Origin of the sequence: Alistipes sp. AF14-19 (genome assembly GCF_003461645.1) — a bacterium.
In the GTDB taxonomy this organism is placed as follows: domain Bacteria; phylum Bacteroidota; class Bacteroidia; order Bacteroidales; family Rikenellaceae; genus Alistipes; species Alistipes shahii.
Map to the genome: position 1 here is coordinate 135,954 of NZ_QTXM01000008.1, position 26,938 is coordinate 162,891.

Here is a 26,938-nt window from a genome sequence, read left to right on the forward strand (position 1 = left end):
CAGCGATTTCGCGCTTCCGCAGGGCGGCGTTGTTGCATGTTTTGACGAAATCTTTTCGGCGTTCCGCATAAAATGGTTATATTTGCGAGATTTATATGCTCCCGCACATGCGGGAACCAAAAACGTGTACTGAAATGGCTACTGAAAAACCGACACTTCCTGCTCCCGAGGAGCAAGTCAGCCCTGCGGCTGAAGATGCGCAAGCGAATCCTGCCGTGACTGTCCGAGTCCCTGAACCCGAAATGCCCGCCGCAGGACCGGCTGCGGAGGCGTCCGCCGCTGCGGAAGAACCCGTTGCGGAGGTTGCGGACGCGCCCGCGGAATCCGCCGTGACGGAGACGCCCGCCGCCGAAGCGTCTGCCGGGGTTGCCGAAGCGCCCGCCGCAGAAACGCCTGCGGAGGAGGCCGCCGCGGAGCGGATTTCCGGGGAGGAGGCTGCGCCGCGCGCCAAACGTGCCCGGATCAAGCCTGCCGCCGGGCCGGAGGTTGCGGAATCGGAGGAGGACGCGTCCCGGGACGTGCAGGTGGACTTTGCCGATGAGGAGGCTGCGCTCGCGGCGCAGAATGCCGGGCTGGAGATCGAGGGCGCGACGCCCGAGGAGGAGGCCGCGGAGGAACTCGCCGCGCAGAAGCCCGAGGAGGACAAGTTCGCCGGAAAAGGCAAGGAGGAGTTGGTGGCCCTGTTCGCCCGGATGCTCGAAGAGCAGCCCGTGCAGTCGATCCGCCGGGATGTGGAGGCGTTGAAGATCGCCTTTTACCGCATCCGCCGCGCCGAGGTCGAGGCCGCACGCCGCCGCTTCGTCGAGGAGGGCGGCGCCGAGGAGGATTTCGCTCCTTCGGTGGACGGCGCCGAAATTCAGCTCAAGGAGCAGTTCAAGGAGTACCGCCGCCGCCGCGACGCGTTCATCGCCAACCTCGAAGCCGAGAAGGAGGCGAATCTCAAGGTCAAGCAGGCGATCATCGAGGAGCTGAAGGAGCTGGTCAATTCGGACGAGACGCTCAACCATACGTTCAACAAGTTCCGCGAGTTGCAGCAGCGCTGGAAGGATACCGGCATCGTGCCGCAGCAGCATGTCAAGGATTTGTGGGAGACCTACAACCTGCACGTCGAGAATTTTTACAGCTTCATCAAGATCAACAAGGAGCTGCGTGACCTCGATCTGAAGAAGAACTACGAACAGAAGGTAGCCCTCTGCGAGCAGGCCGAGGCGCTGGTGCTGGAGCCTTCCGTCGTCGAGGCGTTCCACAAGCTGCAAAAACTCCATGACGAGTGGCGCGAGACGGGTCCCGTCGCCAATGAGTACAAGGAGGCGCTCTGGGAGCGTTTCAAAGCCGCGTCGAGCCGTATCAACAAACAGCATCAGGAGCATTTCGAAACGCTGAAGGGCGAGCAGGTGAAGAACCTCGAACTCAAGACCGGGCTGTGCGTCGCCACGGAGGAACTTTCGTCCCAGCCGCTCACCACCCGCAAGGAGTGGAACCGCGCGAGCGACCGTCTGCTGGAGATTCAGAAGACCTGGAAGACCATCGGTTTCGCGCCGAAGAAAGATAACAACCGCATCTACGAACGTTTCCGCACGGCGTGCGACCGTTTCTTCGAGGCCAAGCGGCAGTTCTATGCCGGAATGAAGACCGAGATGGAGCACAACCTTCAATTGAAGATTGAGATCTGCGAGGCCGCCGAGTCGCTGATGAACAGCGAGGAGTGGAAGAAGGCCACCGACGAACTGATCGCCCTCCAGGCCCGCTGGAAGCAGATCGGAGCCGTGTCGCGGCGCCATTCGGACGCCGTCTGGAAGCGTTTCCGCGCTGCCTGCGACAAGTTCTTCGAGCGCAAGGCGTCGCACTTCGCGAGCGTCGATGGCGAGCACGAGGAGAACCTGCAGAAGAAACTCGCCCTGCTGGCCGAAATGGCCGGGGCCGACGTGAAGGCCGGGGGCTACGAGGTGATCCGCGAGTTCCAGCGCCGCTGGGGCGAGATCGGTTTCGTGCCCATCAAGCAGAAGGACGCCATCCAGAAAAAGTACAAGGCCGCCGTGGACGAGCTGTTCAACACGCTGCGCGGTTCGGAGCGCGACCGTTCGATGGGCCGCTTCCGCGAGAAAGTCTCGTCGTTCAAGGCGTCGGGCGACCGCCGCCTGCGCTCGGAACGCGAACGCCTCTACAACAAGGTGCGTCAGCTGGAGCAGGAGATCGGCCTCCTGGAGAACAACATCGGCTTCTTCGCCAAGTCGAAGAACGCCGAGGCGTTGGTGGCCGACGTGCGTGCGAAGATCGAGCGCGCCCGCGAGGAGATGGCCTCGACGATCGAGAAGGTGAAGCTGATCGACAAGCAGGACCAGGACGAAAATAACAATGCCTGACGATCGGATCGCCCTGCCGCTCCGGACGCCGGCCCACGGCGGAACGCCGTGTATACAGGTTTGACCCGCCCCCGAACCCCCGCCTTGGCGGGGGCTTGCGGAAAAAGGCGCTGAACGGTGTTACAACGAATTTATAAATAAAACAGTAATGAAACTTTCCAAACCCAAGTACATATTCGTAACGGGCGGCGTGGCGTCGTCGCTCGGCAAGGGTATTATTTCGGCTTCGATCGCCCGCCTGTTGCAGGCCCGCGGTTACTCGGTGACCATTCAGAAACTCGACCCCTACATCAACGTAGATCCCGGAACGCTCAACCCCTACGAGCACGGCGAGTGCTACGTCACCGAGGACGGCGCCGAGACGGACCTCGACCTGGGGCACTACGAGCGCTTCACGAACCAGCCCACGTCGAAGTCCAACAACGTCACGACGGGCCGTATCTACAAGAGCGTCATCGAGAAGGAGCGCAAGGGCGAGTACCTGGGCAAGACCGTGCAGGTCATTCCCCACATCACCGACGAGATCAAACGCCGCATTCAGCTGCTGGCGCAGACCAAGAAATACGACGTGATCATCACCGAGATCGGCGGCACGGTGGGCGACATCGAGTCGCAGCCGTTCATCGAGTCGGTGCGCCAGCTGCGCTATTCGCTGGGTTACCGGAATACGGCGCTGGTTCACCTGACGCTGATCCCCTACATGGCCGCTTCGGGCGAGTTGAAGACCAAACCCACGCAGCACTCGGTGAAGGCCCTGCTGGAGAACGGTCTCCAGCCCGACATCCTCGTGCTGCGCGCCGAACATCCGCTGTCGACGGCGCTCAAGCGCAAGGTGGCGCTGTTCTGCAACGTCGACGCCAACGCCGTGATGGAGTCGATCGACGTGCCGACGATCTACGAAGTGCCGCTGAAAATGCACGAACAGCATTTGGACGAGGTCGTGCTGGACAAACTGAACCTGACGGCCGACAAAGAGCCGGACATGGCCGCGTGGAGCGCATTCGTCGAGAAGGTGAAACACCCCTCGAAGAAGATCGAGATCGCGCTGGTCGGCAAGTACACCGAACTGCCCGACGCCTACAAGTCGATCTGCGAATCGTTCATCCACGCCGGGGCGGTCAACGACTGCAAGGTCAAGCTGCGCTATGTCAATTCGGAGAAGATCACCCGCGAGAGCGCAGGCGCGCAGCTGGGCAAGATGTCCGGCATTCTGGTGGCTCCGGGCTTCGGCAACCGCGGCATCGAGGGGAAGATCGAGGCCGTGCGCTTCGCCCGCGAGAACAACATCCCGTTCCTGGGCATCTGCCTGGGCATGCAGTGCGCCGTGATCGAGTTCGCGCGTCACGTGCTGAATCTCGCCGATGCCAATTCGAGCGAGATGGAGCAGACGCCGCATCCGGTGATCGACCTGATGGAGGAGCAGAAGGGCGTTACGGCCAAAGGCGGCACGATGCGTCTGGGCGCCTATCCCTGTGCGCTGAAGAAAGGCTCGAAAGTCGCTGCCGCCTACGGCAAACTCAACATTTCGGAGCGTCACCGCCACCGTTACGAGTTCAACAACGACTATCTGGAGCAGTTCGAGGCGGCCGGCATGAAGGCCGTTGGCGTGAATCCCGACACGAATCTGGTGGAGGTCGTCGAGATCGAGAACCATCCCTGGTTCGTGGGTACGCAGTACCATCCCGAATACAAGAGCACCGTATTGAGCCCCTCGCCGCTGTTCGTGGCCTTTGTGAAGGCCGCGCTGGCGTATGCGGAGAAGAAGTAATCACCCTCTGAAAAGATAAAAAGGAAGACAGTTTAATGGATAAAAAATCAATCATAGGCATTGCCGTCGTAGCGGTTCTTTTTCTGGGATTCGCCTATTTCAACAGCCAGCAGCAGAAAGAGTATCTGGAACAGAAAGCCGCATACGAGGCCTATGTCGATTCGGTGGCCGCAGCCGCGCGTGCGGCGGCTCCCGTGGCCGATTCGCTGGCGTCGGGTAACGGCGTGCAGGCAGAAGTGGCGGCCGCAGAGGCTGCGGCAGCGGTACGCGAGCGTCAGGTGGAGACGCTGGGCGAGTCGCTGACGGCGGCCCGCGAGGCGGAGGCCGAAGAATTCATCGTGGAGAACGACGTGATGGCGGTGCTCTTCTCCACCCGCGGCGGCCAGATCAAGGGCGTCACGCTGAAGGATTACACCCAATACGGTCCGCGCGGAAAACGCGACCGGAAAATCGAGATGATGGACCCCGCCACGGCGCGTTTCGGGCTTTCGTTCTATCTGAAGAACGGGCTGAAGAACGTGCCGGTCAACACGCTGGATTACGTGTTTACGGCCCAGCCCGTAGTCGGGGAGGCGGACGGAGCCAAGAGCGTCGTGATGCGCCTTCCGGTGGCGGAGAGGGCCTATCTGGAGTACCGTTACCTTATATATGATACGGAGGCTCCCGAGCGCGACTACCTCGTCGACTTCGACGTGCGGCTGGTGAATATGGCTCCGGAGATGGCCAACCAGACGCAGATTCAGATCGACTGGGCGAACACCACCTTCCAGAACGAGAAGGGTTTCCAGAACGAGAACATGTACACCACGCTCTCGTACCGTTTCCCCGACGAGACCTCGATCGAGGAGCTGGGCATGAGCGAAGGCGCAAAGTCGAAGAATATCTCGACGCAGGTCAACTGGGTGGCTTTCAAGCAGCAGTTCTTCTCGTCGGTGTTCATCGCCCCGGACAACGTGTCCTACGCCAACCTCGCCTTCGACACGGCGGCTCCCGAGTCGTCGTTGCTCAAGACCTTCACGGCGCAGATGGGCGTGCCCTATACGCCGCAGACCGAAGGGTATGACTTCGCATTCTATTTCGGCCCCAACAAGTACTCGATCCTCAAGAAGATCGGGGAGCCGGGCGGTGCGGATATTTATCTGGAGCGTCTCGTGCCGCTGGGCTGGGGCATCTTCGGATGGGTCAACCGCTGGTGCGTGATTCCGGTCTTCGACTTCCTGCGCAACTACATCGGCAGTTTCGGCATCATCATCTTCATCCTGGTGCTTCTGGTGAAGCTGGTGATCTCGCCGCTGACCTACAAGAGTTACGTTTCGATGGCCAAGATGCGTCTGGTCAAACCCCAGATCGACGAACTGGCGAAGAAGTATCCCAAGCCGGAGGACGCCATGAAAAAGCAGCAGGCGACGATGGAGCTTTATAAAAAGGCGGGCATCAACCCCATGGGCGGCTGTATTCCGATGCTGATTCAGATGCCGATCCTGATCGCCATGTTCCGCTTCTTCCCCGCGTCGATCGAGCTGCGCGAGCAGCCCTTCCTGTGGGCCGACGACCTCTCGTCGTACGACAGCATCGTGAACCTGCCGTTCTCGATTCCCTTCTACGGCGATCATGTTTCGCTGTTCGCCCTGCTGATGGCGGTGTCGCTGTTCGGATACTCCTGGTTCAACTACCAGCAGACGGCGTCGTCGCAGCCCCAGATGGCCGGCATGAAGTTTATGATGGTCTACATGATGCCGATTATGATGCTCTTCTGGTTCAACAGCTATTCGAGCGGCCTTTGCTACTACTACCTGCTGTCGAATATCTTCACCATCGGGCAGACGCTCGTCATCCGGCGCATGGTCGACGACAACAAGATCCACGCGATCATGCAGGCGAACGCCGCGAAGAAGTCGAAAGGCAAGAAATCGAAATTCCAGCAGCGCTACGAGGAGCTGATGCGTCAGCAGGAGGCCCAGCAGCGCGCGAAGAGAAAATAGGCGGAACTCCGCTTTGAACACGGGCCGGAGCGGATTCCACATCGGGAACGCTCCGGCCTTGTTTTTGCCGGAGGCCGCATAAAACGATACCGTTATGAAACGAATTTTGATGCTGGCGTCGCTGCTGGCGGCCGGAATGCCGCTCGGGGCGCAGAATTTGGGGTCGGAGTACCGGCTGAAACGCGTGATTCCCGTCGAGGGACGGCAGGGTGTCGCCGCCGATTCGAATTTTTACTATGTGTCGGGCAGCACGGCGCTCTATAAATACGACAAGCAGGGGCGGCTGGCGGCCAAAAACGAGCGGCCGTTCGAGGGGCTGCCGCTGGCTGCCAACCACATCGGCGACATCGACGTGTGGGACGGGGAGATTTACGCCGGGATCGAAACCTTCGACGACGGCCGCGGGGAGAATATCCAGGTGGCGGTCTACGACGCTAACACATTGAAATGGAAACGCTCGATCGACTGGGAACCCTCGTCGGGGCAGGTCGAGGTGTGCGGGCTGGCGGTGGACCGCGACGGCGACATGGTCTGGATGGCCGACTGGGTCGACGGACGCTACGTCTACGGCTACAATCGGAAAACGGGGCGGTATGTCCGCAAGGTCCACCTGCGTCCCGTACCCCAGTGGCAGCAGGGGATTTTCATGGTCGGCGGACGCATGCTGATCTCTGCGGACGACGGGGACGCCGACCTCGATGAACCGGACAACCTCTACGTTGCGGATCTGCGCGACGGAAAATCGTATGCCACGGTGCTTCCGTTCCGCTCGATGGCCGATTTCCGCCGTCCGGGCGAAATCGAGGGGCTGGCCGTCGATCCTGCGACGGACGATCTGCTGGTGCTGGCCAATCGCGGGGCGCGGATCGTGCTGGGCATGCCGCGGGGCTTCTATCCGGGCTACGACGGCGAGGTGCACGAAGTCTACGTCTTCGAGAAGGTGAAATAGATGAATATGGAAATGCCCCTCTCTGGGGGGCTTTTTCGATTCCGTGCCGGAAACTGCGGCCGCAGGACTCGCGGCCTTCGAAATTTTTTTCAATTTTTTCACCGATTTAATCGCCTCATTCCGAATATTCGTTACACGAAGGTAACCTACTGATCGGCAGGTGCCTTCTTGCATATCCGCAACCGTTGCTTTACCTTTGCGGTAAATAATAGTAATCATATTACTGAAAGTAACTAATATTCATTTCTAAATTGTTAATGCGATGAAAAAGATTTTATGGATCGTGTCGCTCCTGGCAGGCAGCGGCGTGTTCGGAGCGCAGGGCGCTGCGGCGCTGCTGAAAGGTGAGGTGAAGACGTATGACATGGACGGGTTTCGGCTTCATGTCTACCTGACGCAGGATGCGTTGGGCGATGCGACGACCGTCGTCGAAGGCCGCGACGGACTGGTGATACTGGAAATGCCCCTCTTCAAAGAGAACCTGAAAGAGTTTGCCGGATACCTGAAAGGACTGGGAAAACCCGTCGTGAAGGTCGTGGCCGACTATCATGTGGGCGGCGTGGCCGATTATGCGCCCGGTCAGGTCGTGCTGGTCGAGGGAATGTCCGAATTTGCGAAGGGGGCCGTTTACGGTGGCATGCTCGAAGGCTTCAAAGCGGCGTTCGGCGATGCGATAGACCTGCGTGAACACGCGGGGCACGAAGAAGTGCCGGCCGAGGGCCGCCGGATATGGGCCGGAGTTGCTTTCGATTTTTCACGGGGTGCGTCGTCCGATTTTCCGGCTTCGAGCGTGGTGATCGGCGGCCGGGTTTGCTACACGCATTTCGCTCCGGCGAAGGCCCACTTATCCCCGCTTCAAATCACGGGACCGGAGGCGGTCGATGCGCAGCTTGCGGCGCTGAAAGCCGCTGCGGCGTCGGGCTGCACGCTCTTCGTGGGAGGGCACGGCGCACCCGCAACACCGGCCGAGGTGGAGTTCCAGATCGCTTATCTCGAAAAACTGAAATCCCTCGTCGCGGAGAATGCCGATGCCGGAGCGCTTGCGGCCGCACTTTCCGCAGCCTGGCCCGGACTGCCGGGCGATCCGGCGGCATTGGCGGCGGTGTTGTACCGCTGAAACGAAAAAGGGCTTCCTACGGAAGCCCTTTTTTTGTGTCGTCATTTGCCGAATCCGTTCGAAACGAATGTCAGCGCGTCGGGCAGCACCGTCTGCCAGTAGCGCCAGGTGTGGCCGCCGTCGCGCATGCGGTATTGCAGGGGAATGTCGCGCTCGCGCATGAGCGTGTAGAAATCGACGTTGCATTTCCAGAGGAAATCGTCGTCGCCGCAGTCGACCCACCAGCGGACCGAGCGCACGCCGTCGAGCTGTTCGGCGGTCATTCCGCGCAGCAGGGCCACGGGCGAGTTGTCGGCGACGGACTGCTGGAAGGCGTTGTCGTAGCTGCGGCGGCCGGGGAACATGTCCAGCAGGCCGCTCATCGAACAGGCCGAGCCGAACAGTTCGGGGTGGTGCAGGGCGTAGACCGCCGTGCCGCCGCCGCCCATCGACAGCCCCGCAACGGCGCGGTGCGCCTTGTCGGAGGCGATGCGGTAGCGTTTTTCGACGGCGGGCATGAACTCTTCGAAGAAGAACCGTTCGTAGTCCCAGCCCGGAACGTCGAAATAGCCCATGTGTCTGCCCGTGCGTTTCGGGCCTTCGCCCGAGGCGTCGGGCATGACGACGATCATCGGTCGGGCCATGCCTGCGGCGATGGCTTCGTCGGCGATGCGGCGCAGGTCGCCTTTCTGTGTCCAGTCGGTGTGGCAGCCGCTGGCGCCGTGCAGTAGGTAGAGCACGGGGTAGGACTCCTGCGAGCGGTCGTAGCCGTCGGGCAGGTAGACCGTGCAGCTCTTTTCGGCCCCGAGGACCTCGCTCGGGAAGGTGTAGACTTCGGTGCGGCTCTGCGCTCCGGCCGTCAGGGCCGCGGTGAGCGCAAGCAGGGCGGTGGTCAGCAGTTTTTTCATGGCTTATTCTACATAAAGCACCAGTCCCTTGAGGTATTCGCCTTCGGGATGGTAGATGTTGATCGGGTGGTCGGCGGGCTGGGTCAGCTGGTGCAGGATGCGCACCTTGCGGCCTGCGATGGCGGCGGCGGAAAAGACCGTCGTGCGGAACAGCTCTTTCGTGACGGCCTGCGAGCAGGAGAACGTGAAGAGGATGCCCCCGGGGCGGATCTGCGACAAGGCCCGGGCGTTGAGCCGCTTGTAGCCCTGCATGGCGTTGCCCAGCACCTTGTGGTGCTTGGCGAAGGCCGGCGGGTCGAGGATGATCAGGTCGTATTTGTCGCCGATGTCCTTCAGGTAGTCCACCGCGTCGGCGGCGACCTCCGAGTGGGCCGCATTGTCGCCGAAGTTGAGCTGCATGTTCTCCGTGGCCAGCGCCACGGCGCGCTCGGAAGAGTCCACCGAGCAGACTTCCCCGGCGCCGCCCGAGAGGGCGTAGACCGAGAACCCGCCCGTGTAGCAGAAGGTGTTGAGTACGGTGCGGCCCTTGGCGTAGCGTTTGACCAGCTGGCGGTTTTCGCGCTGGTCGAGGAAGAAGCCCGTTTTCTGTCCCTTTTCCCAGTTGACGCAGAACCGCTCGCCGTTTTCCAGAACGATGTGCGACGCATGGTCCGAGGTTCCCCACAGGTAGCCGTCGACGGCTCCGAGGGCGGCCTTGAAGGGGAGCGTCTGCGATGATTTGTCGTAGATGGCCGTGAGGCGCGCGCCGTAGACCGTGCGCAGCGCCTCGGCGATCTGCATCCGCGCGTGGTACATGCCCGCCGAGTGGCACTGGATGACGGCGACCGGGCCGTAGATGTCGACGACGAGGCCCGGCAGCGAGTCGCCCTCGCCGTGGACCAGGCGATAACAGGTCGTCGCGGGGTTGTCCGTGAGGTCGAGCGTGCGGCGCACGTCGTAGGCGACGGCGATCCGGAGGTTCCACCACGCCTGGTCGATCGCCTCGCGCTCGAACGTGAGCACGCGCACGGCGATCGACCCCACCTGGTAGTGGCCCAGGGCCATGAATTCGCCCTGCCGGGTGTAGACCTCGACGAGCGCCCCTTCGGCGAAATCGGACTCCTCCTCGGCTTTGATGTGATCAATGGCGCCCGAGAAAATCCACGGGTGGCGGCGCAGAAGCGATTCCTCCTTGCCTTTGCGCAGGTAAATTTGCGGTATCATTTGCGGATCGGTTTTTTCGGTGTGCGGAGCAGCTGTTCGTAAATGCGGGTGCAGACCCATGCGTCGGTCGCGGCGTAGAGCTGCTGTTTGTCCGTGAGGGTCGCGGCTTCCCAGTTGCTCAGCCGCTGGGCTTTCGAGACGCGCCGGCCCAGCACGATGGCCGAGAGCTTGCGCAGGCTCTTCTCCCCGATGCCCCACTCGGGGGCGATGCCCTGCAAGTCGACGAAGCCCCCGTCGCGGAAGTGGCGGATCTGGCGCAGCGAGCGCAGGTCGCCCGCCACGTCGGCGCCGATTTTGAGAATCCGCCTGTCTTCGAGCAGTTGCAGGATGGGCTTGGCCAGCGGAATCTTGTTGAGCCGGAACAGGTAGCAGACTGTCGGCGTGGAGAGTTGCAGCAGCGATACGCGGAACGTGACGCCCGGGCGGAACGAGGGGCGCGTCTCGGTGTCGAAGCCGATGACGGGCTGCTCGGCGAGCGTTTTGCAGGCCGCGGCGATGTCGCGTTCGTGTTCGACGATGCGGATCTCCCCCCGGAACTCTACGGCCGGGAGCAGGGCGGTCTGCTCGTTGCTGATTTTATCAATGAAGTTGTTAACTGTGGTCATGCGGTGAAAATTCCCACAAATTTATGCATTTATTTTCAGAAAAGCGGCTCTTCGGCGCGCTATTTTGCCTTGTCCGGGCCGTCGGGACCGCTGAAAAGCGCGATGCGTCCGTCTGCGAAGGTCCGGACCGCCCCTTCCCCGAGCAGTTCGCGCACCGCTTCGGCCAGCCGTTCGGGCGGGCAGGCCAGTTCGGCGGCGAGCCGGTGCGGGTCGGCCGGGGACCGGGCGAGGCGCGCCAGGAGTTTTTCGCGCAGGGCGCTTTCGGAGCCGGGCGCATCGCCTGCCGCTCCGGGGTGAGCGGTTCCGGGAGCGGTTCCGGCCTCCCGGGCGGCGGCTTTCGCGGCCCGTTTGCGGGCCAGGCAGATGTCGCAGACCCCGCACGGCGCGGGGTTTTCCTCGCCGAAATACCGCTCCAGCACGGCGCTGCGGCACTCCTGCTCGTTGGCGGCGTAGGCGATCATCTGTTCGAAGCGTTCGCGCATCAGCTCCTGCCGCCGCTTGTAGGTCTCGGGGGCTATGTAGAGGTCGGCGCGCGGAAGGCGTTCCTCGTTCATAAAGAGGATGGGCGAGCGGTTCGAGGGGATGTAGCGGATCACGCGCAGCTGCCAGAGCCGTTTGAGCAGCTCCTTGACCCGCTGGACGGTGTAGCCGCTCCAAGTGGCCAGTTCGCCCTCGTCGATGGGGCGGAACTCGGTGAAGACGCCGTTGTAGAGCCGCAGCAGGGTGCGGATGAAGTGGTCGAGTTCGTCGCGCTGCACGCGGAGTTTGTACAGCTCGTCGCGGCTGACGCAGAACATCACCCGCGCGGGGTTCTCCTGTGCGTCGGTGAGGGTCATGTAGCCGTTCTGCTGGAGCAGTTTCAGGGCGCTCGTGACGGTTCCCGAATAGAGGCGCTCGCGGGCGCAGAAGTCGTGTATGTTGAACAGGAACGACGCTTCGCCGCCGTCGCCGATGCCGATTTGCAGGTAGGAACAGATCCGTTCGTAGATCTCCTTGATCTTCTCCAGCGGAGGGAACTCCTGCTCGAAACGCCGCGCGATGCGGTCGCTGTCGTCCGAGGCCACGAGCAGCAGGGCATAGGCACGCTGTGAGTCGCGGCCCGCGCGGCCGGCCTCCTGGTAGTAGCTTTCGAGCGAGTCGCACATCGCATAGTGGACCACGAACCGCACGTCCGCTTTGTCGATGCCCATGCCGAAGGCGTTGGTGGCCACCATCACGCGCGTCTTGCCCGAGAGCCACTCCTCCTGCCGCAGCGACCGCTCGGCGTGTCCCAGTCCGCCGTGGTAGGCGGCGGCCGTCGTGCCCTCCTGACGCAGGAGGTCGGCGATCTGCTCGGTGCCCTCCCGCGTGCGGACGTAGACGATGCCCGTGCCGGGGACGTTGCGGACCAGCCGCAGCAGCTGTCCGTTCTTGTCGTCGGTGCGGCGGACGCTGTACGAGAGGTTGGGGCGCGCGAAACTGCTGCGCAGAATGTGCGGTTCGGGGAATTTCAGGTGGCGCATGATGTCGTCGGCCACTGTTTTCGTGGCCGAGGCGGTGAGCGCCAGCACGGGGACGCCGGGGAGTTTTTCGCGCAGCTCGGCGATGCGCAGGTACGAGGGCCGGAAGTCGTAGCCCCACTGCGAGATGCAGTGGGCCTCGTCGACGGCGATCAACTGTACGTTCATGCGCACGACGCGCAGGCGGAACGCCTCGGTCGCCAGCCGCTCGGGGGCCACGTAAAGGAATTTCACGTCGCCGTAGGCGCAGTTGTCCAGCGCGATGTCGATCTGCCGCGGCGAAAGGCCCGAATGGATCGCAACGGCCGGGACGGCCCGCGCCCGGAGCCGGTCGACCTGGTCCTTCATCAGGGCGATGAGCGGCGTGACGACGATGCACAGCCCCTCGCGGGCGAGGGTCGGAACCTGATACGTGAGCGATTTCCCGCCGCCCGTGGGCATCAGCGCCAGCGTGTCGCGGCCCTCCAGGACGGAGCGGATGATCTCCAGCTGCACGGGACGGAACTCCGTGAAGCCCCAGTAGCGTTTCAGCGTGTCGTATATCCTGTCCGGTGCGGGTTTCATAACACAAAGGTATAAAAAAAGAAGGGACGGGGCAAAAGCCGTTTGCAAGCCGTTTTGTAAAAAAATTAGGCGGATTGGAGATTTTTTTATACTTTTGCGAAGATCAGAACGTTCGACAGATGAAGATACGCGAAGAATTCAAAGTCCGGGAGATGGCCGGCGAGCACGTGATCGTGATGCCGGGGCGCGGAGGCGCCGCCGATATGACACGCATCGTGTCGCTCAATCCTTCGTCGATGTATCTGTGGGAGAAGCTGCGGGGACGCGAGTTTACGGCTGCGGATGCCGCGCTGCTGCTCACCGAACGTTACGAGGTCGACGCCGACACGGCCCGGAAGGATGCCGGGCGGTGGATCGCGAGCCTCGCCGAATGCGGAATCGTGGAAGAGTAGATGAAATTGAAAAGGTCCATATCGCTGCTGCTGCTCGCCGTCTATCTTTTTGCGACGGCGGGGACGGCTTTGGCGTCGCTGACGTGCAAGTGCGTGGCAATGAAGGCCCGCACGGAGCATGCGTGCTGCTGCCATTGCCTCCATGTGGCGGACCTTCCGGCCGCGGCCGGCGGTGAGATGCGCGCACCCTGCTGCGGCAACCACCATTCGACCGAAATCGAACTCTACGTTTCCTCGTCTTTCGACAACAACGAGCGGTATACCCGCTGCATCGTCCTCGACCTGCCGCCTGCGCTCGCCGCAGAGTGCCCGTGTCCCGCGCATGTTCCCTTTCTGCGCGAGAAGGTCGCCGAGAGGCGAACGCCTTTCGTCCGGGAAGCCTCGACACTCTCCGTCGGCTTCCGCGCTCCTCCCGTATTGGCTTAAGACTCCTTCGGGACCGGTGTCGTGTACGCCGGTCCGTAATCAGTTTTAACCAATAACGGAATTTCCATGAAATTTTTCAAAATCACTGTATTTTCATTTTTCGCCCTCGCCGCGTGCGGTTCGCTCCGTGCGCAGGATTTGCGGGGCGTGGTCCGCGATGCCGAGAATCAACCGCTTGTCGGCGCCTCGGTCTACTGGGCCGGTACGACCATCGGAGCCAGCACCGACGCCCAGGGTGCGTTCCTCCTTCACCGCGTAAAGGGCTACGACAAGCTCGTGGCCTCGTATCTGGGCTTCGTCAACGACACGCTGGACGTGAAAAACGGCGTCGACAAGGTCGCGTTCGCGCTCCGTTCGGAGGGCGTGGCGCTGGAAGGCGTCGTCGTCGAGGGCAATTTAAGCGGCAACTTCGTCAAGCGCGACGGCATCGTCAAGGGCGAGATGATCTCCTTTGCGGGTCTCTGCAAGATGGCCTGCTGCAACCTGGCCGAGTCGTTCGAGAATTCGGCTTCGGTGACCGTCGGTTACAGCGACGCCATTTCCGGCGCCCGGCAGATCAAGATGCTGGGGCTGGCCGGAACCTATACGCAGATTCTCGACGAGAACCGCCCGATCATGCGCGGCCTGAGCGCTCCCTACGGATTGAGTTACACGCCCGGCATGTGGCTCAACTCGATCCAGGTGTCGAAGGGCGTGGCTTCGGTCACGGCGGGCCATGAGGCCATCACGGGGCAGATCAACCTCGAACACCGCAAGCCGACGGACGACGAGCGGCTGTTCGTGAACCTCTACCTCGACGACGAACTGCGCCCCGAGGCCAATGTTTCGACGGCCTTTCCCGTGACGAAGGACAAGAAACTGTCGAGCGTCATTCTGCTTCACGGTTCGATGGATACCGACGCCCGGAAGATGGACCACAACCACGACGGCTTCCGCGACCTGCCGAAATCCGACCAGATCAACGTGGCCAACAAGTGGCTCTATGCCGCCGACAACGGCACGCAGGTGCGCTGGGGCTGGAAGTTCGTGCAGGAGAATCGTCTGGGCGGCATGCTCGACTACAAGAACACCCGGACCATGCGCGAGGCGATGGAGAAGGACTGGGACTGGCGGGCCGGCGACAAGAAGATGCCGCTCTACGGTTCGCACATCCGCAACCGCAACGCCAACGGCTATTTTAAAGTCGGTATGCCGGTCGGTCCGGCGGTCTACGACCCCGACGAACAGGACGAGATGCGCTCGAACCTGGCGGTCGTCGCCGACTTCGACCACTTCAGCGAAGACGCCTATTTCGGGCTGAACGACTACACGGGCAACCAGAATTCGCTGGCGCTGAATCTGATGTACAACCACTATTTCACCTACCGTTCGTCGCTGATCGTCGGCGTGCAGGGGCATTTGGACTACTACCGCGAGAAGCTCCTCAATCCCACGCCGTGGATCGCCGCCAACAGCGTCCGCAACTACGATTTCGACCGCAACGAGCGCGAGGCCGGAGCCTATGCCGAGTATACCTACGCCATCAAGGACAAGTTCTCGGTCGTGGCCGGACTTCGCGGCGACTACAATCACTATTACGACCGCTTTTTCCTCACGCCCCGCGGCCACCTGAAATGGAACATCACCCCCTCGACGACGCTCCGCGCCTCGGGCGGTCTGGGTTACCGTTCGACGAACGTCATCACCGACAATATCGGCGTCCTGGCCACGGGCCGGGCGATCACGTTCCTCGACAATGAATCGGGGAAGTTCGATTTCCGGAAATTCGACCGTATGGAGAAGGCCCTGACCGTCGGCGGAAGCCTTACGCAGACTTTCGGACTGGTGAACCCCGGCGATGCGACGCTGAGCTTCGACTATTTCCGCACGCAGTTCTACAACTCGGTCGTGGCCGATCAGGAGATGTATGCCGACCGGATCGTTTTCTACGACACCGACGGACGTTCGTACACCGACACCTACCAGATCGACTTCTCGTGGTCGCCGGTCGAGCGGCTCGACATCTTCGCCACGTTCCGCTACACGGACAGCGAAATGACGATCAGGCGCGCCGACGGCGGTACGGCCCGCGTGGAGCGTCCGCTGGTGAGCCAGTACAAGACGCTGCTCAACATTCAGTACGCCACGAAGTTCCGCCGCTGGGTGTTCGACGCCACGGCGCAGCTCAACGGTCCGGCACGCATCCCGACGCAGACGGGCGACCTCGACGACAGCTACTATTCGCCCCGTTATCCGATGTTCTTCGCGCAGGTGAGCCGCAAGGTGGGCAAGTTCGACATTTACGCCGGGTGCGAGAATATCGCCGACTACCGCCAGAAGGACCCGATTCTCAATGCGCAGGACCCCTACGACTACAAGTTCAACTCGATGAACGTCTGGGGGCCGCTCATGGGCCGCAAGTTCTATGTCGGTTTACGGTTTAATCTCTATTAGGACTGTTTTGAAGACCGGTATGGAACCGTGCAGACAATCCCTCCGAACCTCCCTTTGAAAGGGGAGGCCCGGAAACAGGATAATGAAATTTTCGAAACCTTAAAATAACAGCAAGATGAAAAAGATTCTGATGATTTGCCTGGCTCTGGTGATGGGCCTCGGCATGTGCGCTGCGGCCGGCAAACCGGCGCAGAAGAAAGAGGTGACGACGGTGTTCGTTACGGACATCGACTGCGAACACTGCGTGAAGAAGATTATGAACAACGTTCCGTCGCTCGGCAAGGGCATCAAGGACGTGAAGGTGGACCTGCCGAAGAAGGAGGTCACCGTGATTTACGACGCTTCGAAGAACAACGACGAGAACATCGTCAAGGGGTTCGCCACGATCAAGGTGAAGGCCGAACCCAAGAAAGCCCCTGCGAAGAAATAGCTTCGGCGGGTTTGTTATCGGAAACGGGGGAGCCTCTTCGGGAGGTTCCCCCGTTTTTCAGTTCCGGGAGGAGGCGATGCGGCGGCGGATCACGAGGTCGGCGAGCAGCAGTGCGAGAAAGACCAGCGCGATGCAGACACACATTGCAACCAGCCATTTGTCCTCTTCCGACAGCGCGAAGTGCGGCAGCGTGAAGTGCGGCAGTTCGGGGCGGGGAAGGGCGAAGTCGGTGATTCGCAGCCTGAAGTCCGGCCACAGCGTCGTCACGCAGGCGGCGATCAGCGCCGCGAAGCAGCCGGCGCCCCCGGCCGTCAGCAGCCACGTTTCGCGTCGTTCGCGCCGCAGGGTCTCACGCCGCATCCGTTCCATCAGCCGCGGGGTGAAGCCTGCGGGCAGTTCCGGGGGCGGAACTTGCCGGACCGCGCGGCGTATCGCATCACTCTGTTCCATTCATCTCGTCGTTTACCAGTACATATAGTTTTTTCCGGATTCGGTGGAGCCGCACCTTGACGTTGCCTTCCGAGAGTTCCGTGATCGCGGCGCACTCGCCGACGGAGCGGTCCTCGTAGTAAAACAGCGTTACCAGCGCCCGTTCCTCGGGATCGAGCCGTTCGACGGCGCGGTTCAGCGCGTCGAGACGCTCCTGCTTTTCGGCCCACTCCTCCAGCCGGTCGGCCTCGCTGTCGGGCAGAGCCGCCAGCCGCCGTTCGTCGATGCCGTAATGCTTCGGACGCGTGCGCCGCGCGTGCGACACGGCCGTGTTGTAGGCGATGCGGTAGAGCCACGTCGAGAAACTGCTCCGCCCGCCGAACCGGTCCAGACTGGAGAAGGCCTTCAGAAAAATGTCCTGCGTCAGCTCTTCGGCGTCCTCCGTGCATCCGGCGATCCGTGCGGCCAGCGTGTAAACCGCTCTTCCGTAGCGATCGACCAGGCGGGCGCAGAGACGGGTCTCTCCGCCCGCGATTCGTCGGATCAGTTCCTGTTCTTCCGTTTGCATGGTTATTCCGTTAGACGCGCCGCGGCGGAAAAGGTTACACGTGAGCCGTGTTTTTCCGTCGTCTGTAACCTTTTTGCACATTCGGCGTCTAACAGGGCAGAGATCGCAAAAAAAGAATCGGAAACCTTTTAATTTTACAGATTATGAATTTTATCATGGTCCCGCTGGTGACGGGAATCGTCACGCTGGGAATTTACAAGTTCTTCGAACTGCTTATCTGCCGCCGCGAGCGGCGCGAGATTATCGGGAAACTCGAACCCGGTTCGCTGATCGATTACCTGAAACTGGTACCGATGGGGCTGCGGACGGGCGCCACGATACGGACTGCGTCCGAAACTGCTCCGGGTATCCCGGCCGGGGCGCTGAAAGCCGGCTGCTTGCTGCTGGGGCTGGGCGCCGGGTTGCTTTTCGGCTTTATGCTGACCCGGATAACCGAAATCCAGTCCTATGACACGCGCAGCGCCGTTTATGGCGGTTCGGTGCTCGTTTTCGGAGGCCTGGGACTGATCGTCTCGTTCATCGTAGAGCGCGTCCTCTCCCGCAGAAGGTAGGGCGGGAGGACCGCTGTGAAAAGAGCGTCCCGCCGGGACGCTCTTTGTTTTGCAGTGGCGTACCCGCTATTCCATCGGCCGGATGCGGACCTCCGTCACGCCCTCCAACTCGCGGACCAGACGGTCGATGTCGGTCTTTTCGTCCACCTCGCCGTAGTGGTAGGGGTAGAAGATCGCCGGTTTCAGCGCTTTCACCGCTTCGACGGCCTGGTCGACGGTCATCGTGTAGGGCTGGTTCACGGGCAGAAAGGCGATGTCGATCTTTCGGAGCGCCTGCAGTTCGGGGGTGGGTTCCGTGTCGCCCGCGATGTAGATGCGCGTGCCGCCGATGGTCAGCACATAGCCGCAGTCCTCGCGCTCCCGGGGGTGGAATTGCAGATGGCCCGGCGTGGTGTTATAGGCCGCGACGGCCTCGACCTTCACATAGTCGCGCGGCGTGGCGACGCTGCCCGGATGCATCGTGTAGCAGTTCATTTCGAAAGCTTCGGCCGAGGTCCGGTCGCAGAGGATTTCGGTGTCGGCGGCGAGCAGCTTCTCGACGGCCGCCACGTCGAGGTGGTCGTAGTGCGAGTGGGTGATCAGCACGACGTCGGCCTTCGGCAATGCGCCGTAGTCGGCGTTGGCGCTCACGGGATCGACGTAGATGTATTTGCCGCCCACGGAGATCGCGAGCGAAGCGTGCTTGAAAAAGGTGATCGTGAATTCGGTCCCGTCGCGGGCGGAGAGCCGGTCGGCGGGATATTCGGGGGTTTTTGCGCGGCCGCAGCCGAAAATGGAGAGCAGTGACATAAGAATGAATACGGTTGGTTTGTGTGTTTTCATAATCGTTCGATCGCGAAATCTGCGATCAGCGTGTGGCGCTCCGGCAGTCCGGCAAAAAGGGGTGTCGTCAGTCGGAGCATCATGGAATAAAGATACAAATTTGCGGCGAAACGGCAAAATAGATTTCGCATACGCGAAAAAAAAATCTATCTTTGCGGCAGCACAGCTCCGATGCACGCCCGAACCGGAGCTGGAAACCCCGACGCGGCGCGCCAAAGGTTCGCTGCCGGGTTTCTGCAGGCCGGCATACCGGACGGAAATCGGATAAAGGGAAATTTTTTACGGCATCCGCGCAGTATATTGCCGCCGGGTGCGTTTATATGAATAAATTAACCAAACATACCCTATGAATAAACTTATTGCAACAATCGCGCTGGCGGCTCTCGCATTCACGAGCTGTATCAAGGAAAACGATACCTGGAAGGAGATGCTTCCCGTTCAGCCCGGAATGTACATCTATCAGCTGGCGACGGATCAGGATAAACTCGCCATGCGGCCGGCCAATGCGGCCTTGCGCCTGGCGATGCTGCTGGCCGAAGCGGATAAGCAGGGCGAGGATGTCCTGTCCGCAGACCTGAAGGAGATCGTGGTCAAAAAGGGCGACGCCTCGATCAAGGTCTGGGAAACCCTTTTCGGCGCGCATACGAAACTCGAACGGCAGGGTGAAGACTATCTGATCACTTACAGCGACGAAGCCCAGCTGCCCGACGGTTTCTTCATGGCGGGTTCCGTGCTGGTGAAAACCAACGGGGCGAAGGTGCTGAACCAATCCTCCTATTCTGCGCCCTGGACCGTCGAGATGCAGGATCTCAAGGTGTTCGCTTACACGAATACCGGTCTGCGGCAGGCGTTCAATTTCGATGAAGGGGAGACTACGCTCTATTTCGACGGCGCCGATTCCTATATAATCGGAGCCTCGTCGTTCGGTATCCATCTCGATAATGTGGATGCGTCCTCCAACTGGACCGGCCGCTATACGCTGCGTGCCGAGGATTCGAGCCTGGCCTATTCGCTCTGCTCGGGCAAGGATTTCAAGGTCGAAGGCGGCGCTTCGGGTCCGACCCTCTATTCGTCCGACATGACGCAGGCGGTGGGGATGGGCTATGAGTTGATCAATGGCGTTTACCGCGGCATGCAGATCATCAGCGGAACGCAGGAGTGCCGTTTCCTCTCCCCTCTGGAGTATGATACAACCCAGTTCCCCGCATCGTCGGTGACCTACGAATGGTCGTACGACAGCTCGACTAATACGGTTTTCCAGAAGATTCGCTACAACGGATACGTTTATCCGAAGGATTGATAAAAGGGCTTATTCAGACTTGCTTGCGAGGCGCGAATGGATGTTGTTCCATGCGCGCCTCATTTTTTTGCAAGTGCCGGGCGGGCGGATCAGGGGTTACGGTCGAGCCGCATGACGGAGGGGATGAAGAATCCCGCCGCGCCCACCGCGACGATGATCGTTCCGGCGACGACGAAGGTCGTGGTGAGTCCCACGTTCTCGGCCAGGAATCCCGTGCCCAGCAGTCCGAGGGCCGCCGGCAGCAGCCCGAAACTGCGGTAGAGCGACATGACGCGTCCCAGCATGCCCGCTTCGATCCGGGTCTGGACCACGGAGACGAACGAGGCGTTGAACACGCTGCTGGAGATGCCCGCCGCCGCCGTGAAGAGGGCGAACCAGAGGAATCCCGCAGGCGACAGAAGCCCCGACAGCGCGAACGAGAGTCCCACGACGAGATACATCAGGTTGACCAGCACGATGCGGCTGACCCGGTAGGTGCGCGCGCCCATGACGGCGCCTCCGACGAGCGCCCCGCCGCCCCAGACGATTTCGATCAGGCTCATTTCGAAAGCGCCTCCGCCGAAGTGCTGGAGCGTCATCAGCGGGAACATCACCCCGACGGGCATGATGAAGAACCATACGACGATGGCCAGCGTGAAAAACCATCCCATGCCCGGAATGGCATGCATGGCCGAGAAACCTTCGCGGAACTCCCGCCACAGGTCGGGTTTGCGCGTCGTGTCGCGCGCCGGGTCGGGAATCCGGACGCACAGCAGCGAGATGCAGGCGATGGCGGCTCCCGCCACGTCCAACAGCAGGATGTTGCCGATCGAGGTGAGGTTGATCAGCAGCGCTCCGAGGGCCGGACCCGCGATGCTCGACAGCGAGGCGATGATCTGGTTGACTCCGGCGATGCGCGTGAGCTGCGATGCGGGGGCCAGCAGCGGGACCGACGCCTGCATGGCGGGTATGTGGAAGGCCGAGCCGGCCGAGCGGCAGGCCAGCAGGATGTAGATGTGCCACATCCGGGCTGCGCCGAGCCAGAAGAGCGCCGTCAGCGCCAGCGTGCAGAGGGCGATGAAGCTGTCGGCGAGGATCATCGTGCGCTTGCGGTCCCAGCGGTCGACGTAAACCCCGACGAGCGGCCCCAGCAACGACTGGGGCAGCATCCCGGCGATGGCTGCGAGGGCCAGCACCTCGGCCGAGCCTGTTTCGAGGCTCATCCAGAAGATGATCGAGTAGGCCACGACCTCGCTGCTGAGGATCGAGGCCAGCTGCCCGCTCCAGATGACGGCGAATGTTTTTTTCCAGCTTTCCACGATGTGTTCTGTCCTTTTAGAATCCGAGTTTAGGGAGGATGAAACCCATGCGGGCTTTGTCGCTCCATAGCCGGAACTGCCGCCCGTCGGTGTGAAGTTTGAGCGCGCCGGTGCCGAGGTCCCTATTGTCGCTTTCCGTGCCGCTGAATGCGTGCAGCCGGCTCGAGGCCGTCGTCAGGAGCAAGGTCAGATGTTTCATGCGGTTTATTTTAGGTTGGAAGTGCTTCCTGGAAAAATTCCGGAGAAAAAAAGGCGGATACCAAGGTATCCGCCGCGCTAAAACCCTTCTTGCGAAGGGCTATTTAACTGCTTTAACTATTGCCTCGAATGCCTTCGGCTCGTTCATTGCCAGGTCGGCCATCACCTTGCGGTTGAGGACGATTCCCTTGGCGTTGAGTTTGCCGATAAATTGTGAATAGGTCATTCCCTGGGCGCGGACGGCGGCGTTGATACGCGTGATCCACAGCGAACGGAATGTCCGCTTCTTGAGGGCGCGGTGTGCATAGGCATAGCACAGACCCTTCTCGACCGTATTTTTCGCAACGGTCCAAACGTTTCCCCTTGAACCAAAGTTACCTTTGGCAAGTTTCAAAACTTTCTTTCGACGTGCGCGTGACGCGACAGCGTTTACTGAACGTGGCATATTGTAAAGTTTTTGGAGGACTGCCAGCGATACGGTTCTCCCGCATTCTTTGGGGCTGGTTCGTCCCGATTAATAAAATGCTGCGGGTTAATTACTTAACGAGCAGGTTCTTGATTTTGGCCTCGTCGGCCGCAGAAACGGTTCCCGAATAGCAGAGGTTGCGCTTCTGTTTCGTCGTCTTTTTGGTCAGGATGTGACTGTGATAAGCGTGTTTGCGCTTGATCTTTCCTGTGCCGGTGAAGGTAAAACGCTTCTTCGCAGCGGCATTGGTTTTCATTTTCGGCATTGTCGTAAATAGTTAATTAGTTAAACATAGCCTGCAAAAGTACGAAATTTTTCCCACAGTGCAACCTTCCCGCCGAAAATTCTTCGCAATCCGGGATTTTTTCTTACATTTGGTGTCGTAACGACGCTTTCGGGTGGTCGGGAGGCTTTGCCGGGGCTTGCGGCGGTCCGGTCTTGCGGCGGCCGGGTTTTTCCCGTACTTTTGGATGGACCCGGAACGCGCCGGCGGTCGTGTTTTGCGGAGCTGGATGCGGCGGCCGGGGACCTCTCCCGGAGGAATGCCGGAATTTTATGTATGATTTTTGCGGGGCGAAGCCCGGAGTGCTTATGGAGATGGAATGGAATTTTATCGTGCGGTTGTGTGTGGCGGGCCTTTGCGGAACGATCATCGGCCTCGACCGGGAATACCGGGTTAAGGATGCGGGTTTCCGCACTCATTTCCTGGTGGCGCTGGGCAGCGCGCTGATTATGATTGTCTCGCAATACGGATTCGAGGATTTTCTGGCGACCCACGACGGGCTGCGTCTCGACCCCAGCCGCATCGCGGCGCAGGTGGTCAGCGGCATCGGTTTCATCGGGGCCGGCACGATCATCATTCACCGGCAGCTGGTACGGGGGCTGACCACCGCGGCGAGCCTCTGGGCCACGGCGGGCATCGGCCTGGCGGCGGGGGCGCATATGTATATCGTAGCCGGAGCGGCCACCGCGCTGACGCTGTTCGGACTGGAGGTGCTGACGCTGGTTTTCGGCGGACTGGGGCGGCGCCGGACGATGATCGTCTTCTCGGCCTCGAAGAAGGAGTTCATCGACGCGATGTTCGAGCGCCTCGAAAGCAAGGACTATTCGGTGATCTCCTACGAAGTCGAGACCCAGCGCACTTCCGACGGAGTGGTGCACCGCGCCACGATCGTCATCCGGGCCAAGGGGCAGGCCAGCGAGGAGGGGTATATCGACCTGCTGCGCGCAAATCCGGACATCACTGTCGAAAAGATCGTCTGACGCAGTTTTCGCCGTCACGGTCGCCGCTTTCGTTTTTCTCCGTCGCTTTACGTGAAGGTGCAGGCGTTTCCGCTTTTCGGCGGAATTGTCCGGGAGCCTTTTTTATTGTCCGATGAACCAGCCGGATGACATTCGATTTGCAGATTGGCCGCCTGTATCTGAAAAAGATGTAAATATCTGATATGTATGCATATGTTTGATTCGCAAAAAATAATTTTAATATTTAATTTTGCAGTGTTTTTGTATGCGATACGCCGAAGGTTGAATTTACTTGACTAAAAATATTTTTCACTTGTTTTATTATTTGAATAATTATTTGCTTATGAGAACCTTACAGAAAAGAGGGGGGGGATATCAGGTCCCCGAAATTGAGATTGTCGATGTAAAGGTCGAGGTGGGATTTGCCGTGTCGACCGAGACCGGAGAGTCTGCTTCCGGAGGATGGGGCATGACGGATGATTCCGGAGACGGCGAGTGGGAATAACATTGTCTAATTCCAAATTTACGGTAAAGTCATGAAAAAACTTTGGATGATTGCAGGTTCGGCATTGGTGATGTCCGCCTGCTCGGATAATGTCGCTGAAATGAATCCCGCTCCGGCCGGGAATAACGATTTCGTCACGCTGGCCGAGATCTCGGCAAGCCTGCCTGCGACGCGCGCGTATCTCGAAGACGTTGAGTTCGGTGCGGGTAAAGAGGTTAAAACGTTTTGGTCTTCGGGCGATTGTATTACCGTCTGGAGCGAGCAGGAGCCGGAGAGGCTGCTGCTGTACCGTCTGAAATCCGGAGCGGATACTCCGAATGCGGTTTTCGAAGTTGTGGGTAACGAAGAGGGTGTCCACGGTACTCAATTCTATGCTTTGTACAACGGTTCTTCGAGCGCCTCGAAGCAGATTACGCTGAACTCGGTGCAGAATAACAATATAAACCGGCCTTCGAACAATATCGCCGAGGGTGCGGCTCCGATGGCTGCTTATGCGGCGGTGGAGGACGGCAACCTTTCGAATGTCAGGTTTGCCTTTAAGAACCTGTGCGGTATTATGGCCGTTACGCTGACTACCGATGCTGATGCTGCGTTGGGTTCGATTACACTCAATTCGACGGCGAATCTTACTGGTAGCGGTGAAGTGAGGTTCGTCAACGGTGAGCCGTCGTTCCGTATCGGGGCGAACGCCGGTAAGTCGATTTCGCGCGAACTCGGTAACTATAAAGTGAAGGGTGGGGAGCCTAACACGTTCTATTTTGTCGTTCCTGCCCAATCTTATGGCTATCTGGCGCTGGATGTCATGTCTTCAACGAATCCCAAACCTGTTTGGTCCAGAACGCGCACCATTGCCGACGGCCTTTCTGTTGATGCCGGAAGCATAACGCGAATTGCAAACGTTACGGTCAGAACCGTTGCTCCGCATGTTTATAAAGTGGGCGACATCTATCCTAACGGCGCTGTCGGCGGTGATGTTAAAGGCATCGTCTTTGAGGCCGCACAGGACGGGCAATCCGGTAAGATTGCTGCGCTGAAGGACTGCTCGGTGAATGGTACGGAGGTGTCCGACGAGATCGGTACGTATTATTGGTATAGTTGGGGCCCCTCTGCTGCTGCGCTGAATTCGATTTCGGACGGTAAGGCGAATACGGAGGCCGTTCGGGGAAATTCTGCCGATTATCCTGCTTTTGCCGCAGCGCTGGCTTTGGGCGACGGTTGGTATCTGCCTGCAAGAGACGAGTTGTCAACTCTTTTCGATATGCAAGGCGAACTTATCAATAAGGGCGGCTATCAGGAGATGCTGGGTATTGCCTATTGGAGTTCCACGCTGACGGGTAGTGCGCGAGCCAAGAAAATCAATTATTACGACGCTGTGGAGGCGGCTATGGCGACTGTTTCGCTCTCCAGCCAGTCTACCGTCGAGGGTTCGGTCCGTGCAATCGCACAATTCGAGATAAAATAAACATACGCTCTGTATAATTAGAAGCCCGGCCTCGCAGGCCGGGCTTTTAATTACCCCCCCCCTCCTCCGGTTTTTTCGGAAACCGTTTCGCCTCTTGCAGGCCCGGAGCGTTATCCTGCCGCTATTGCCTCCGCTGCCATCTTGTTTGCCGCAGTCTTTCCGCAACCATGCAGGTTGGGAGCCTTTATCGGGCAGCCCTTTTGAGGAAAGCCATGTCAATAGCAGCGGGCGACCTCTTTGAGTTGCGGATCGCGTGCCATGTCGTTGGGATTCGTTCCGGGAATATCCTGGGGAATCTCCTCTCCCAATCCGGCAAACAGTTCTGCCCAGACCCGGGGTAACGATCCGTCTGCCGCGCGGAAATTCATCGGCCGGGCCGGAAATCGTCTGCTGCCGTCCGGGGCAAGGTAGCTTTCCCATACCAGTTCGCTGCAATACATCTTGCCGTTGTCCGGTCGGAACGAGTAATCGTAGGGCTGTCCGATGAATTTTCGCGCCCGCTCTATCGCTGCTGCGACGCCCGTCGTGTCGCGCAGACGCATTACCGTAACCGCAGGCCGTCCGTCGATTCGGGCGGAGCGTGCCAGAAAATCGCCCAGGGCCGTGACCCGCACGCCGCCGTCGCTCGTGGCCTCCAGTACCGAATCGAGCCCGCGCGACCGCACCGCTATGCCTACGTGCGAGTAGTTCAGTTGTCGCTCTTTGCCTGTCGCGGCAGTGATCGCTCCGGTCATTTCCGATGTTTCTCCGACCTGAAACAACAAATCTCCCGGGTGTAGACAAGGGGCGTTTCGGGTGCAGGAAAAGCCGCACAGTAATATACTTATATATAATAACAATCGCATGGGTATTGTTTTGAAATTGTTTCTGCAAAGATATTAAAATATTTTTACAACTAACTCGCTGATCCATAATCGGGTGAGAAAAAGACGTGAAAATTGTCGAAAAAAAGTCCCGGAATTATTTGGAAGTTGCCTGGAAAAGTCCTTATCTTTGCACCCGCTTCGAGAGAGAAACACCGCTCGAAAGCGACAAAAACAGGTTCTGAAAAATTTTGAAAAAAGTTCCGAAATCCTTTGGAGATTCAGAAAAATGACTTACCTTTGCACCCGCTTCGAATGCAACACACGGTTCGAAACGATACGAAAAAAGGTTCTGAAAAAATTCTGAAAAATTCTTTCAAAAAGATTTGGTGGTTCGAAAATAAACACTTATCTTTGCACCGCTTTTCGCTGAAAAATCGCGGTCAGAACAGCGGGAGAGGCCGAAAGGCGGACCCCGGAGAAATAAAAGAAATTGTTCTTATAGTAATATATTGAACAGCGTTCTTTGAAGTATTTGAGCAGCTAAAAGTTTTTTCCACTCTTGCAAGAGAGTGATTTCAAACAATACCTTTGAGATTAGAGCTAAAGATTTATAACAAAACATTTTTTTTACAATGGAGAGTTTGATCCTGGCTCAGGATGAACGCTAGCGGCA

At 59.6% G+C, this 26,938-nt stretch carries 26 protein-coding genes; 14 read left to right on the top strand and 12 right to left on the bottom strand.

The window, feature by feature from the left end; all coding sequences use genetic code 11:
- The first annotated feature begins 134 nt into the window (after window positions 1–134).
- The 5 genes from DWW03_RS08980 to DWW03_RS09000 all read left to right on the top strand — a co-directional run bounded on the left by DWW03_RS08980 (window position 135) and on the right by DWW03_RS09000 (window position 8,179).
- Complete coding sequence (locus DWW03_RS08980) at window positions 135–2,363, top strand: DUF349 domain-containing protein (protein ID WP_229096057.1); 2,229 nt, start codon at window positions 135–137, stop codon at window positions 2,361–2,363.
- Window positions 2,364–2,511: 148 nt separating this feature from the next.
- A complete protein-coding gene (locus DWW03_RS08985; protein ID WP_022061477.1) occupies window positions 2,512–4,131 on the top strand; it encodes a CTP synthase in 1,620 nt (539 codons plus the stop codon).
- Between the two features lie 35 nt (window positions 4,132–4,166).
- Entirely contained in the window at window positions 4,167–6,113 is a 1,947-nt protein-coding gene (gene yidC / locus DWW03_RS08990; protein ID WP_118406632.1) for a membrane protein insertase YidC, read from the top strand.
- A gap of 94 nt (window positions 6,114–6,207) precedes the next feature.
- A complete protein-coding gene (locus DWW03_RS08995; RefSeq protein WP_015546765.1) occupies window positions 6,208–7,062 on the top strand; it encodes a YncE family protein in 855 nt (284 codons plus the stop codon).
- Between the two features lie 262 nt (window positions 7,063–7,324).
- Window positions 7,325–8,179 (top strand): hypothetical protein, encoded by an 855-nt coding sequence (locus DWW03_RS09000; RefSeq protein WP_015546766.1) that lies wholly within the window; start codon window positions 7,325–7,327, stop codon window positions 8,177–8,179.
- A 41-nt stretch (window positions 8,180–8,220) separates the two neighbouring features.
- Here DWW03_RS09000 and DWW03_RS09005 read toward each other — a convergent pair whose 3' ends face one another.
- The 4 genes from DWW03_RS09005 to DWW03_RS09020 are packed head-to-tail and all read right to left on the bottom strand — an operon-like array spanning window position 8,221 to window position 12,937.
- Window positions 8,221–9,066: an alpha/beta hydrolase gene (locus tag DWW03_RS09005; RefSeq protein WP_022061479.1), complete on the bottom strand. Its 846-nt coding sequence runs from the start codon at window positions 9,064–9,066 to the stop codon at window positions 8,221–8,223.
- A gap of 3 nt (window positions 9,067–9,069) precedes the next feature.
- Window positions 9,070–10,269 carry a class I SAM-dependent rRNA methyltransferase gene (locus tag DWW03_RS09010; protein ID WP_118406633.1) on the bottom strand — a complete coding sequence of 400 codons (1,200 nt, stop codon included), beginning with the start codon at window positions 10,267–10,269 and terminating at the stop codon, window positions 9,070–9,072.
- The gene (locus DWW03_RS09015; protein ID WP_015546769.1) at window positions 10,266–10,874 is read right to left on the bottom strand and encodes a 3'-5' exonuclease; all 609 of its coding nucleotides are present in this window, start codon (window positions 10,872–10,874) and stop codon (window positions 10,266–10,268) included. Before DWW03_RS09015 ends, DWW03_RS09010 begins: the two co-directional genes overlap by 4 nt.
- 59 nt (window positions 10,875–10,933) lie before the next feature.
- Window positions 10,934–12,937, bottom strand: coding sequence for an ATP-dependent DNA helicase RecQ (locus DWW03_RS09020; protein ID WP_118406634.1), 2,004 nt, complete (start codon window positions 12,935–12,937; stop codon window positions 10,934–10,936).
- A gap of 119 nt (window positions 12,938–13,056) precedes the next feature.
- Here DWW03_RS09020 and DWW03_RS09025 point away from each other — a divergent pair, with 119 nt between their 5' ends.
- The 4 genes from DWW03_RS09025 to DWW03_RS09040 all read left to right on the top strand — a co-directional run bounded on the left by DWW03_RS09025 (window position 13,057) and on the right by DWW03_RS09040 (window position 16,618).
- The gene (locus tag DWW03_RS09025; RefSeq protein ID WP_015546770.1) at window positions 13,057–13,329 is read left to right on the top strand and encodes a PqqD family protein; all 273 of its coding nucleotides are present in this window, start codon (window positions 13,057–13,059) and stop codon (window positions 13,327–13,329) included.
- The gene (locus tag DWW03_RS09030) at window positions 13,330–13,755 is read left to right on the top strand and encodes a hypothetical protein (RefSeq protein ID WP_022061178.1); all 426 of its coding nucleotides are present in this window, start codon (window positions 13,330–13,332) and stop codon (window positions 13,753–13,755) included.
- A gap of 66 nt (window positions 13,756–13,821) precedes the next feature.
- Window positions 13,822–16,188: a TonB-dependent receptor gene (locus tag DWW03_RS09035; RefSeq protein WP_022061179.1), complete on the top strand. Its 2,367-nt coding sequence runs from the start codon at window positions 13,822–13,824 to the stop codon at window positions 16,186–16,188.
- A gap of 115 nt (window positions 16,189–16,303) precedes the next feature.
- Window positions 16,304–16,618 carry a heavy-metal-associated domain-containing protein gene (locus DWW03_RS09040; RefSeq protein ID WP_022061180.1) on the top strand — a complete coding sequence of 105 codons (315 nt, stop codon included), beginning with the start codon at window positions 16,304–16,306 and terminating at the stop codon, window positions 16,616–16,618.
- Between the two features lie 57 nt (window positions 16,619–16,675).
- On the opposite strand, the gene DWW03_RS09045 is transcribed toward DWW03_RS09040, so the two are convergent.
- Window positions 16,676–17,068 carry a hypothetical protein gene (locus DWW03_RS09045; protein ID WP_118406635.1) on the bottom strand — a complete coding sequence of 131 codons (393 nt, stop codon included), beginning with the start codon at window positions 17,066–17,068 and terminating at the stop codon, window positions 16,676–16,678.
- Window positions 17,055–17,615 carry an RNA polymerase sigma factor gene (locus DWW03_RS09050; protein ID WP_118406636.1) on the bottom strand — a complete coding sequence of 187 codons (561 nt, stop codon included), beginning with the start codon at window positions 17,613–17,615 and terminating at the stop codon, window positions 17,055–17,057. The genes DWW03_RS09045 and DWW03_RS09050 overlap by 14 nt, the downstream gene beginning before the upstream one ends.
- Before the next feature lie 143 nt (window positions 17,616–17,758).
- Between DWW03_RS09050 and DWW03_RS09055 the strand changes: the two genes are divergently transcribed.
- A complete protein-coding gene (locus DWW03_RS09055) occupies window positions 17,759–18,166 on the top strand; it encodes a DUF6249 domain-containing protein (RefSeq protein WP_118406637.1) in 408 nt (135 codons plus the stop codon).
- Window positions 18,167–18,232: 66 nt separating this feature from the next.
- On the opposite strand, the gene DWW03_RS09060 is transcribed toward DWW03_RS09055, so the two are convergent.
- Complete coding sequence (locus tag DWW03_RS09060) at window positions 18,233–18,955, bottom strand: MBL fold metallo-hydrolase (protein WP_118406638.1); 723 nt, start codon at window positions 18,953–18,955, stop codon at window positions 18,233–18,235.
- 379 nt (window positions 18,956–19,334) lie between these two features.
- On the opposite strand from DWW03_RS09060, the gene DWW03_RS09065 reads away from it, so the two are divergent.
- The gene (locus DWW03_RS09065; protein ID WP_118406639.1) at window positions 19,335–20,288 is read left to right on the top strand and encodes a hypothetical protein; all 954 of its coding nucleotides are present in this window, start codon (window positions 19,335–19,337) and stop codon (window positions 20,286–20,288) included.
- An 89-nt stretch (window positions 20,289–20,377) separates the two neighbouring features.
- Here the strand turns inward: DWW03_RS09065 and DWW03_RS09070 are convergent, their stop codons facing one another.
- The 4 genes from DWW03_RS09070 to rpmI form a co-directional block, all read right to left on the bottom strand.
- Window positions 20,378–21,586 (bottom strand): MFS transporter, encoded by a 1,209-nt coding sequence (locus DWW03_RS09070; RefSeq protein ID WP_118406640.1) that lies wholly within the window; start codon window positions 21,584–21,586, stop codon window positions 20,378–20,380.
- A gap of 16 nt (window positions 21,587–21,602) precedes the next feature.
- Window positions 21,603–21,785: a hypothetical protein gene (locus DWW03_RS09075; protein ID WP_015546779.1), complete on the bottom strand. Its 183-nt coding sequence runs from the start codon at window positions 21,783–21,785 to the stop codon at window positions 21,603–21,605.
- A gap of 99 nt (window positions 21,786–21,884) precedes the next feature.
- A complete protein-coding gene (rplT, locus tag DWW03_RS09080; protein ID WP_010265672.1) occupies window positions 21,885–22,229 on the bottom strand; it encodes a 50S ribosomal protein L20 in 345 nt (114 codons plus the stop codon).
- A gap of 91 nt (window positions 22,230–22,320) precedes the next feature.
- Window positions 22,321–22,515, bottom strand: a complete 195-nt coding sequence (gene rpmI / locus DWW03_RS09085) for a 50S ribosomal protein L35 (protein WP_009598828.1) — start codon at window positions 22,513–22,515, stop codon at window positions 22,321–22,323.
- A 326-nt stretch (window positions 22,516–22,841) separates the two neighbouring features.
- On the opposite strand from rpmI, the gene DWW03_RS09090 reads away from it, so the two are divergent.
- The 3 genes from DWW03_RS09090 (at window position 22,842) to DWW03_RS09100 (ending at window position 25,459) form a co-directional block, all read left to right on the top strand.
- Window positions 22,842–23,513 carry an MgtC/SapB family protein gene (locus tag DWW03_RS09090; protein ID WP_022061187.1) on the top strand — a complete coding sequence of 224 codons (672 nt, stop codon included), beginning with the start codon at window positions 22,842–22,844 and terminating at the stop codon, window positions 23,511–23,513.
- A 322-nt stretch (window positions 23,514–23,835) separates the two neighbouring features.
- Window positions 23,836–23,997 carry a hypothetical protein gene (locus DWW03_RS16590; protein WP_181989614.1) on the top strand — a complete coding sequence of 54 codons (162 nt, stop codon included), beginning with the start codon at window positions 23,836–23,838 and terminating at the stop codon, window positions 23,995–23,997.
- A 31-nt stretch (window positions 23,998–24,028) separates the two neighbouring features.
- On the top strand, window positions 24,029–25,459 hold the full coding sequence (locus DWW03_RS09100) for a DUF1566 domain-containing protein (RefSeq protein WP_147344296.1): 1,431 nt from the start codon (window positions 24,029–24,031) through the stop codon (window positions 25,457–25,459).
- A gap of 215 nt (window positions 25,460–25,674) precedes the next feature.
- On the opposite strand, the gene DWW03_RS09105 is transcribed toward DWW03_RS09100, so the two are convergent.
- Complete coding sequence (locus DWW03_RS09105) at window positions 25,675–26,304, bottom strand: YiiX/YebB-like N1pC/P60 family cysteine hydrolase (protein ID WP_118406643.1); 630 nt, start codon at window positions 26,302–26,304, stop codon at window positions 25,675–25,677.
- Between the last annotated feature and the right edge of the window lie 634 nt (window positions 26,305–26,938).

Bases quoted from the DNA above. Each gene is read 5' to 3' on its own strand.
- DWW03_RS08980 (WP_229096057.1), top strand. From the start codon at position 135: ATGGCTACTGAAAAACCGACACTTCCTGCTCCCGAGGAGCAAGTCAGC.
- DWW03_RS08985 (WP_022061477.1), top strand. From the start codon at position 2,512: ATGAAACTTTCCAAACCCAAGTACATATTCGTAACGGGCGGCGTGGCG.
- yidC (WP_118406632.1), top strand. From the start codon at position 4,167: ATGGATAAAAAATCAATCATAGGCATTGCCGTCGTAGCGGTTCTTTTT.
- DWW03_RS08995 (WP_015546765.1), top strand. From the start codon at position 6,208: ATGAAACGAATTTTGATGCTGGCGTCGCTGCTGGCGGCCGGAATGCCG.
- DWW03_RS09000 (WP_015546766.1), top strand. From the start codon at position 7,325: ATGAAAAAGATTTTATGGATCGTGTCGCTCCTGGCAGGCAGCGGCGTG.
- DWW03_RS09005 (WP_022061479.1), bottom strand. From the start codon at position 9,066: ATGAAAAAACTGCTGACCACCGCCCTGCTTGCGCTCACCGCGGCCCTG.
- DWW03_RS09010 (WP_118406633.1), bottom strand. From the start codon at position 10,269: ATGATACCGCAAATTTACCTGCGCAAAGGCAAGGAGGAATCGCTTCTG.
- DWW03_RS09015 (WP_015546769.1), bottom strand. From the start codon at position 10,874: ATGACCACAGTTAACAACTTCATTGATAAAATCAGCAACGAGCAGACC.
- DWW03_RS09020 (WP_118406634.1), bottom strand. From the start codon at position 12,937: ATGAAACCCGCACCGGACAGGATATACGACACGCTGAAACGCTACTGG.
- DWW03_RS09025 (WP_015546770.1), top strand. From the start codon at position 13,057: ATGAAGATACGCGAAGAATTCAAAGTCCGGGAGATGGCCGGCGAGCAC.
- DWW03_RS09030 (WP_022061178.1), top strand. From the start codon at position 13,330: ATGAAATTGAAAAGGTCCATATCGCTGCTGCTGCTCGCCGTCTATCTT.
- DWW03_RS09035 (WP_022061179.1), top strand. From the start codon at position 13,822: ATGAAATTTTTCAAAATCACTGTATTTTCATTTTTCGCCCTCGCCGCG.
- DWW03_RS09040 (WP_022061180.1), top strand. From the start codon at position 16,304: ATGAAAAAGATTCTGATGATTTGCCTGGCTCTGGTGATGGGCCTCGGC.
- DWW03_RS09045 (WP_118406635.1), bottom strand. From the start codon at position 17,068: ATGGAACAGAGTGATGCGATACGCCGCGCGGTCCGGCAAGTTCCGCCC.
- DWW03_RS09050 (WP_118406636.1), bottom strand. From the start codon at position 17,615: ATGCAAACGGAAGAACAGGAACTGATCCGACGAATCGCGGGCGGAGAG.
- DWW03_RS09055 (WP_118406637.1), top strand. From the start codon at position 17,759: ATGAATTTTATCATGGTCCCGCTGGTGACGGGAATCGTCACGCTGGGA.
- DWW03_RS09060 (WP_118406638.1), bottom strand. From the start codon at position 18,955: ATGTCACTGCTCTCCATTTTCGGCTGCGGCCGCGCAAAAACCCCCGAA.
- DWW03_RS09065 (WP_118406639.1), top strand. From the start codon at position 19,335: ATGAATAAACTTATTGCAACAATCGCGCTGGCGGCTCTCGCATTCACG.
- DWW03_RS09075 (WP_015546779.1), bottom strand. From the start codon at position 21,785: ATGAAACATCTGACCTTGCTCCTGACGACGGCCTCGAGCCGGCTGCAC.
- rplT (WP_010265672.1), bottom strand. From the start codon at position 22,229: ATGCCACGTTCAGTAAACGCTGTCGCGTCACGCGCACGTCGAAAGAAA.
- rpmI (WP_009598828.1), bottom strand. From the start codon at position 22,515: ATGCCGAAAATGAAAACCAATGCCGCTGCGAAGAAGCGTTTTACCTTC.
- DWW03_RS09090 (WP_022061187.1), top strand. From the start codon at position 22,842: ATGGAGATGGAATGGAATTTTATCGTGCGGTTGTGTGTGGCGGGCCTT.
- DWW03_RS16590 (WP_181989614.1), top strand. From the start codon at position 23,836: ATGAGAACCTTACAGAAAAGAGGGGGGGGATATCAGGTCCCCGAAATT.
- DWW03_RS09100 (WP_147344296.1), top strand. From the start codon at position 24,029: ATGAAAAAACTTTGGATGATTGCAGGTTCGGCATTGGTGATGTCCGCC.
- DWW03_RS09105 (WP_118406643.1), bottom strand. From the start codon at position 26,304: ATGCGATTGTTATTATATATAAGTATATTACTGTGCGGCTTTTCCTGC.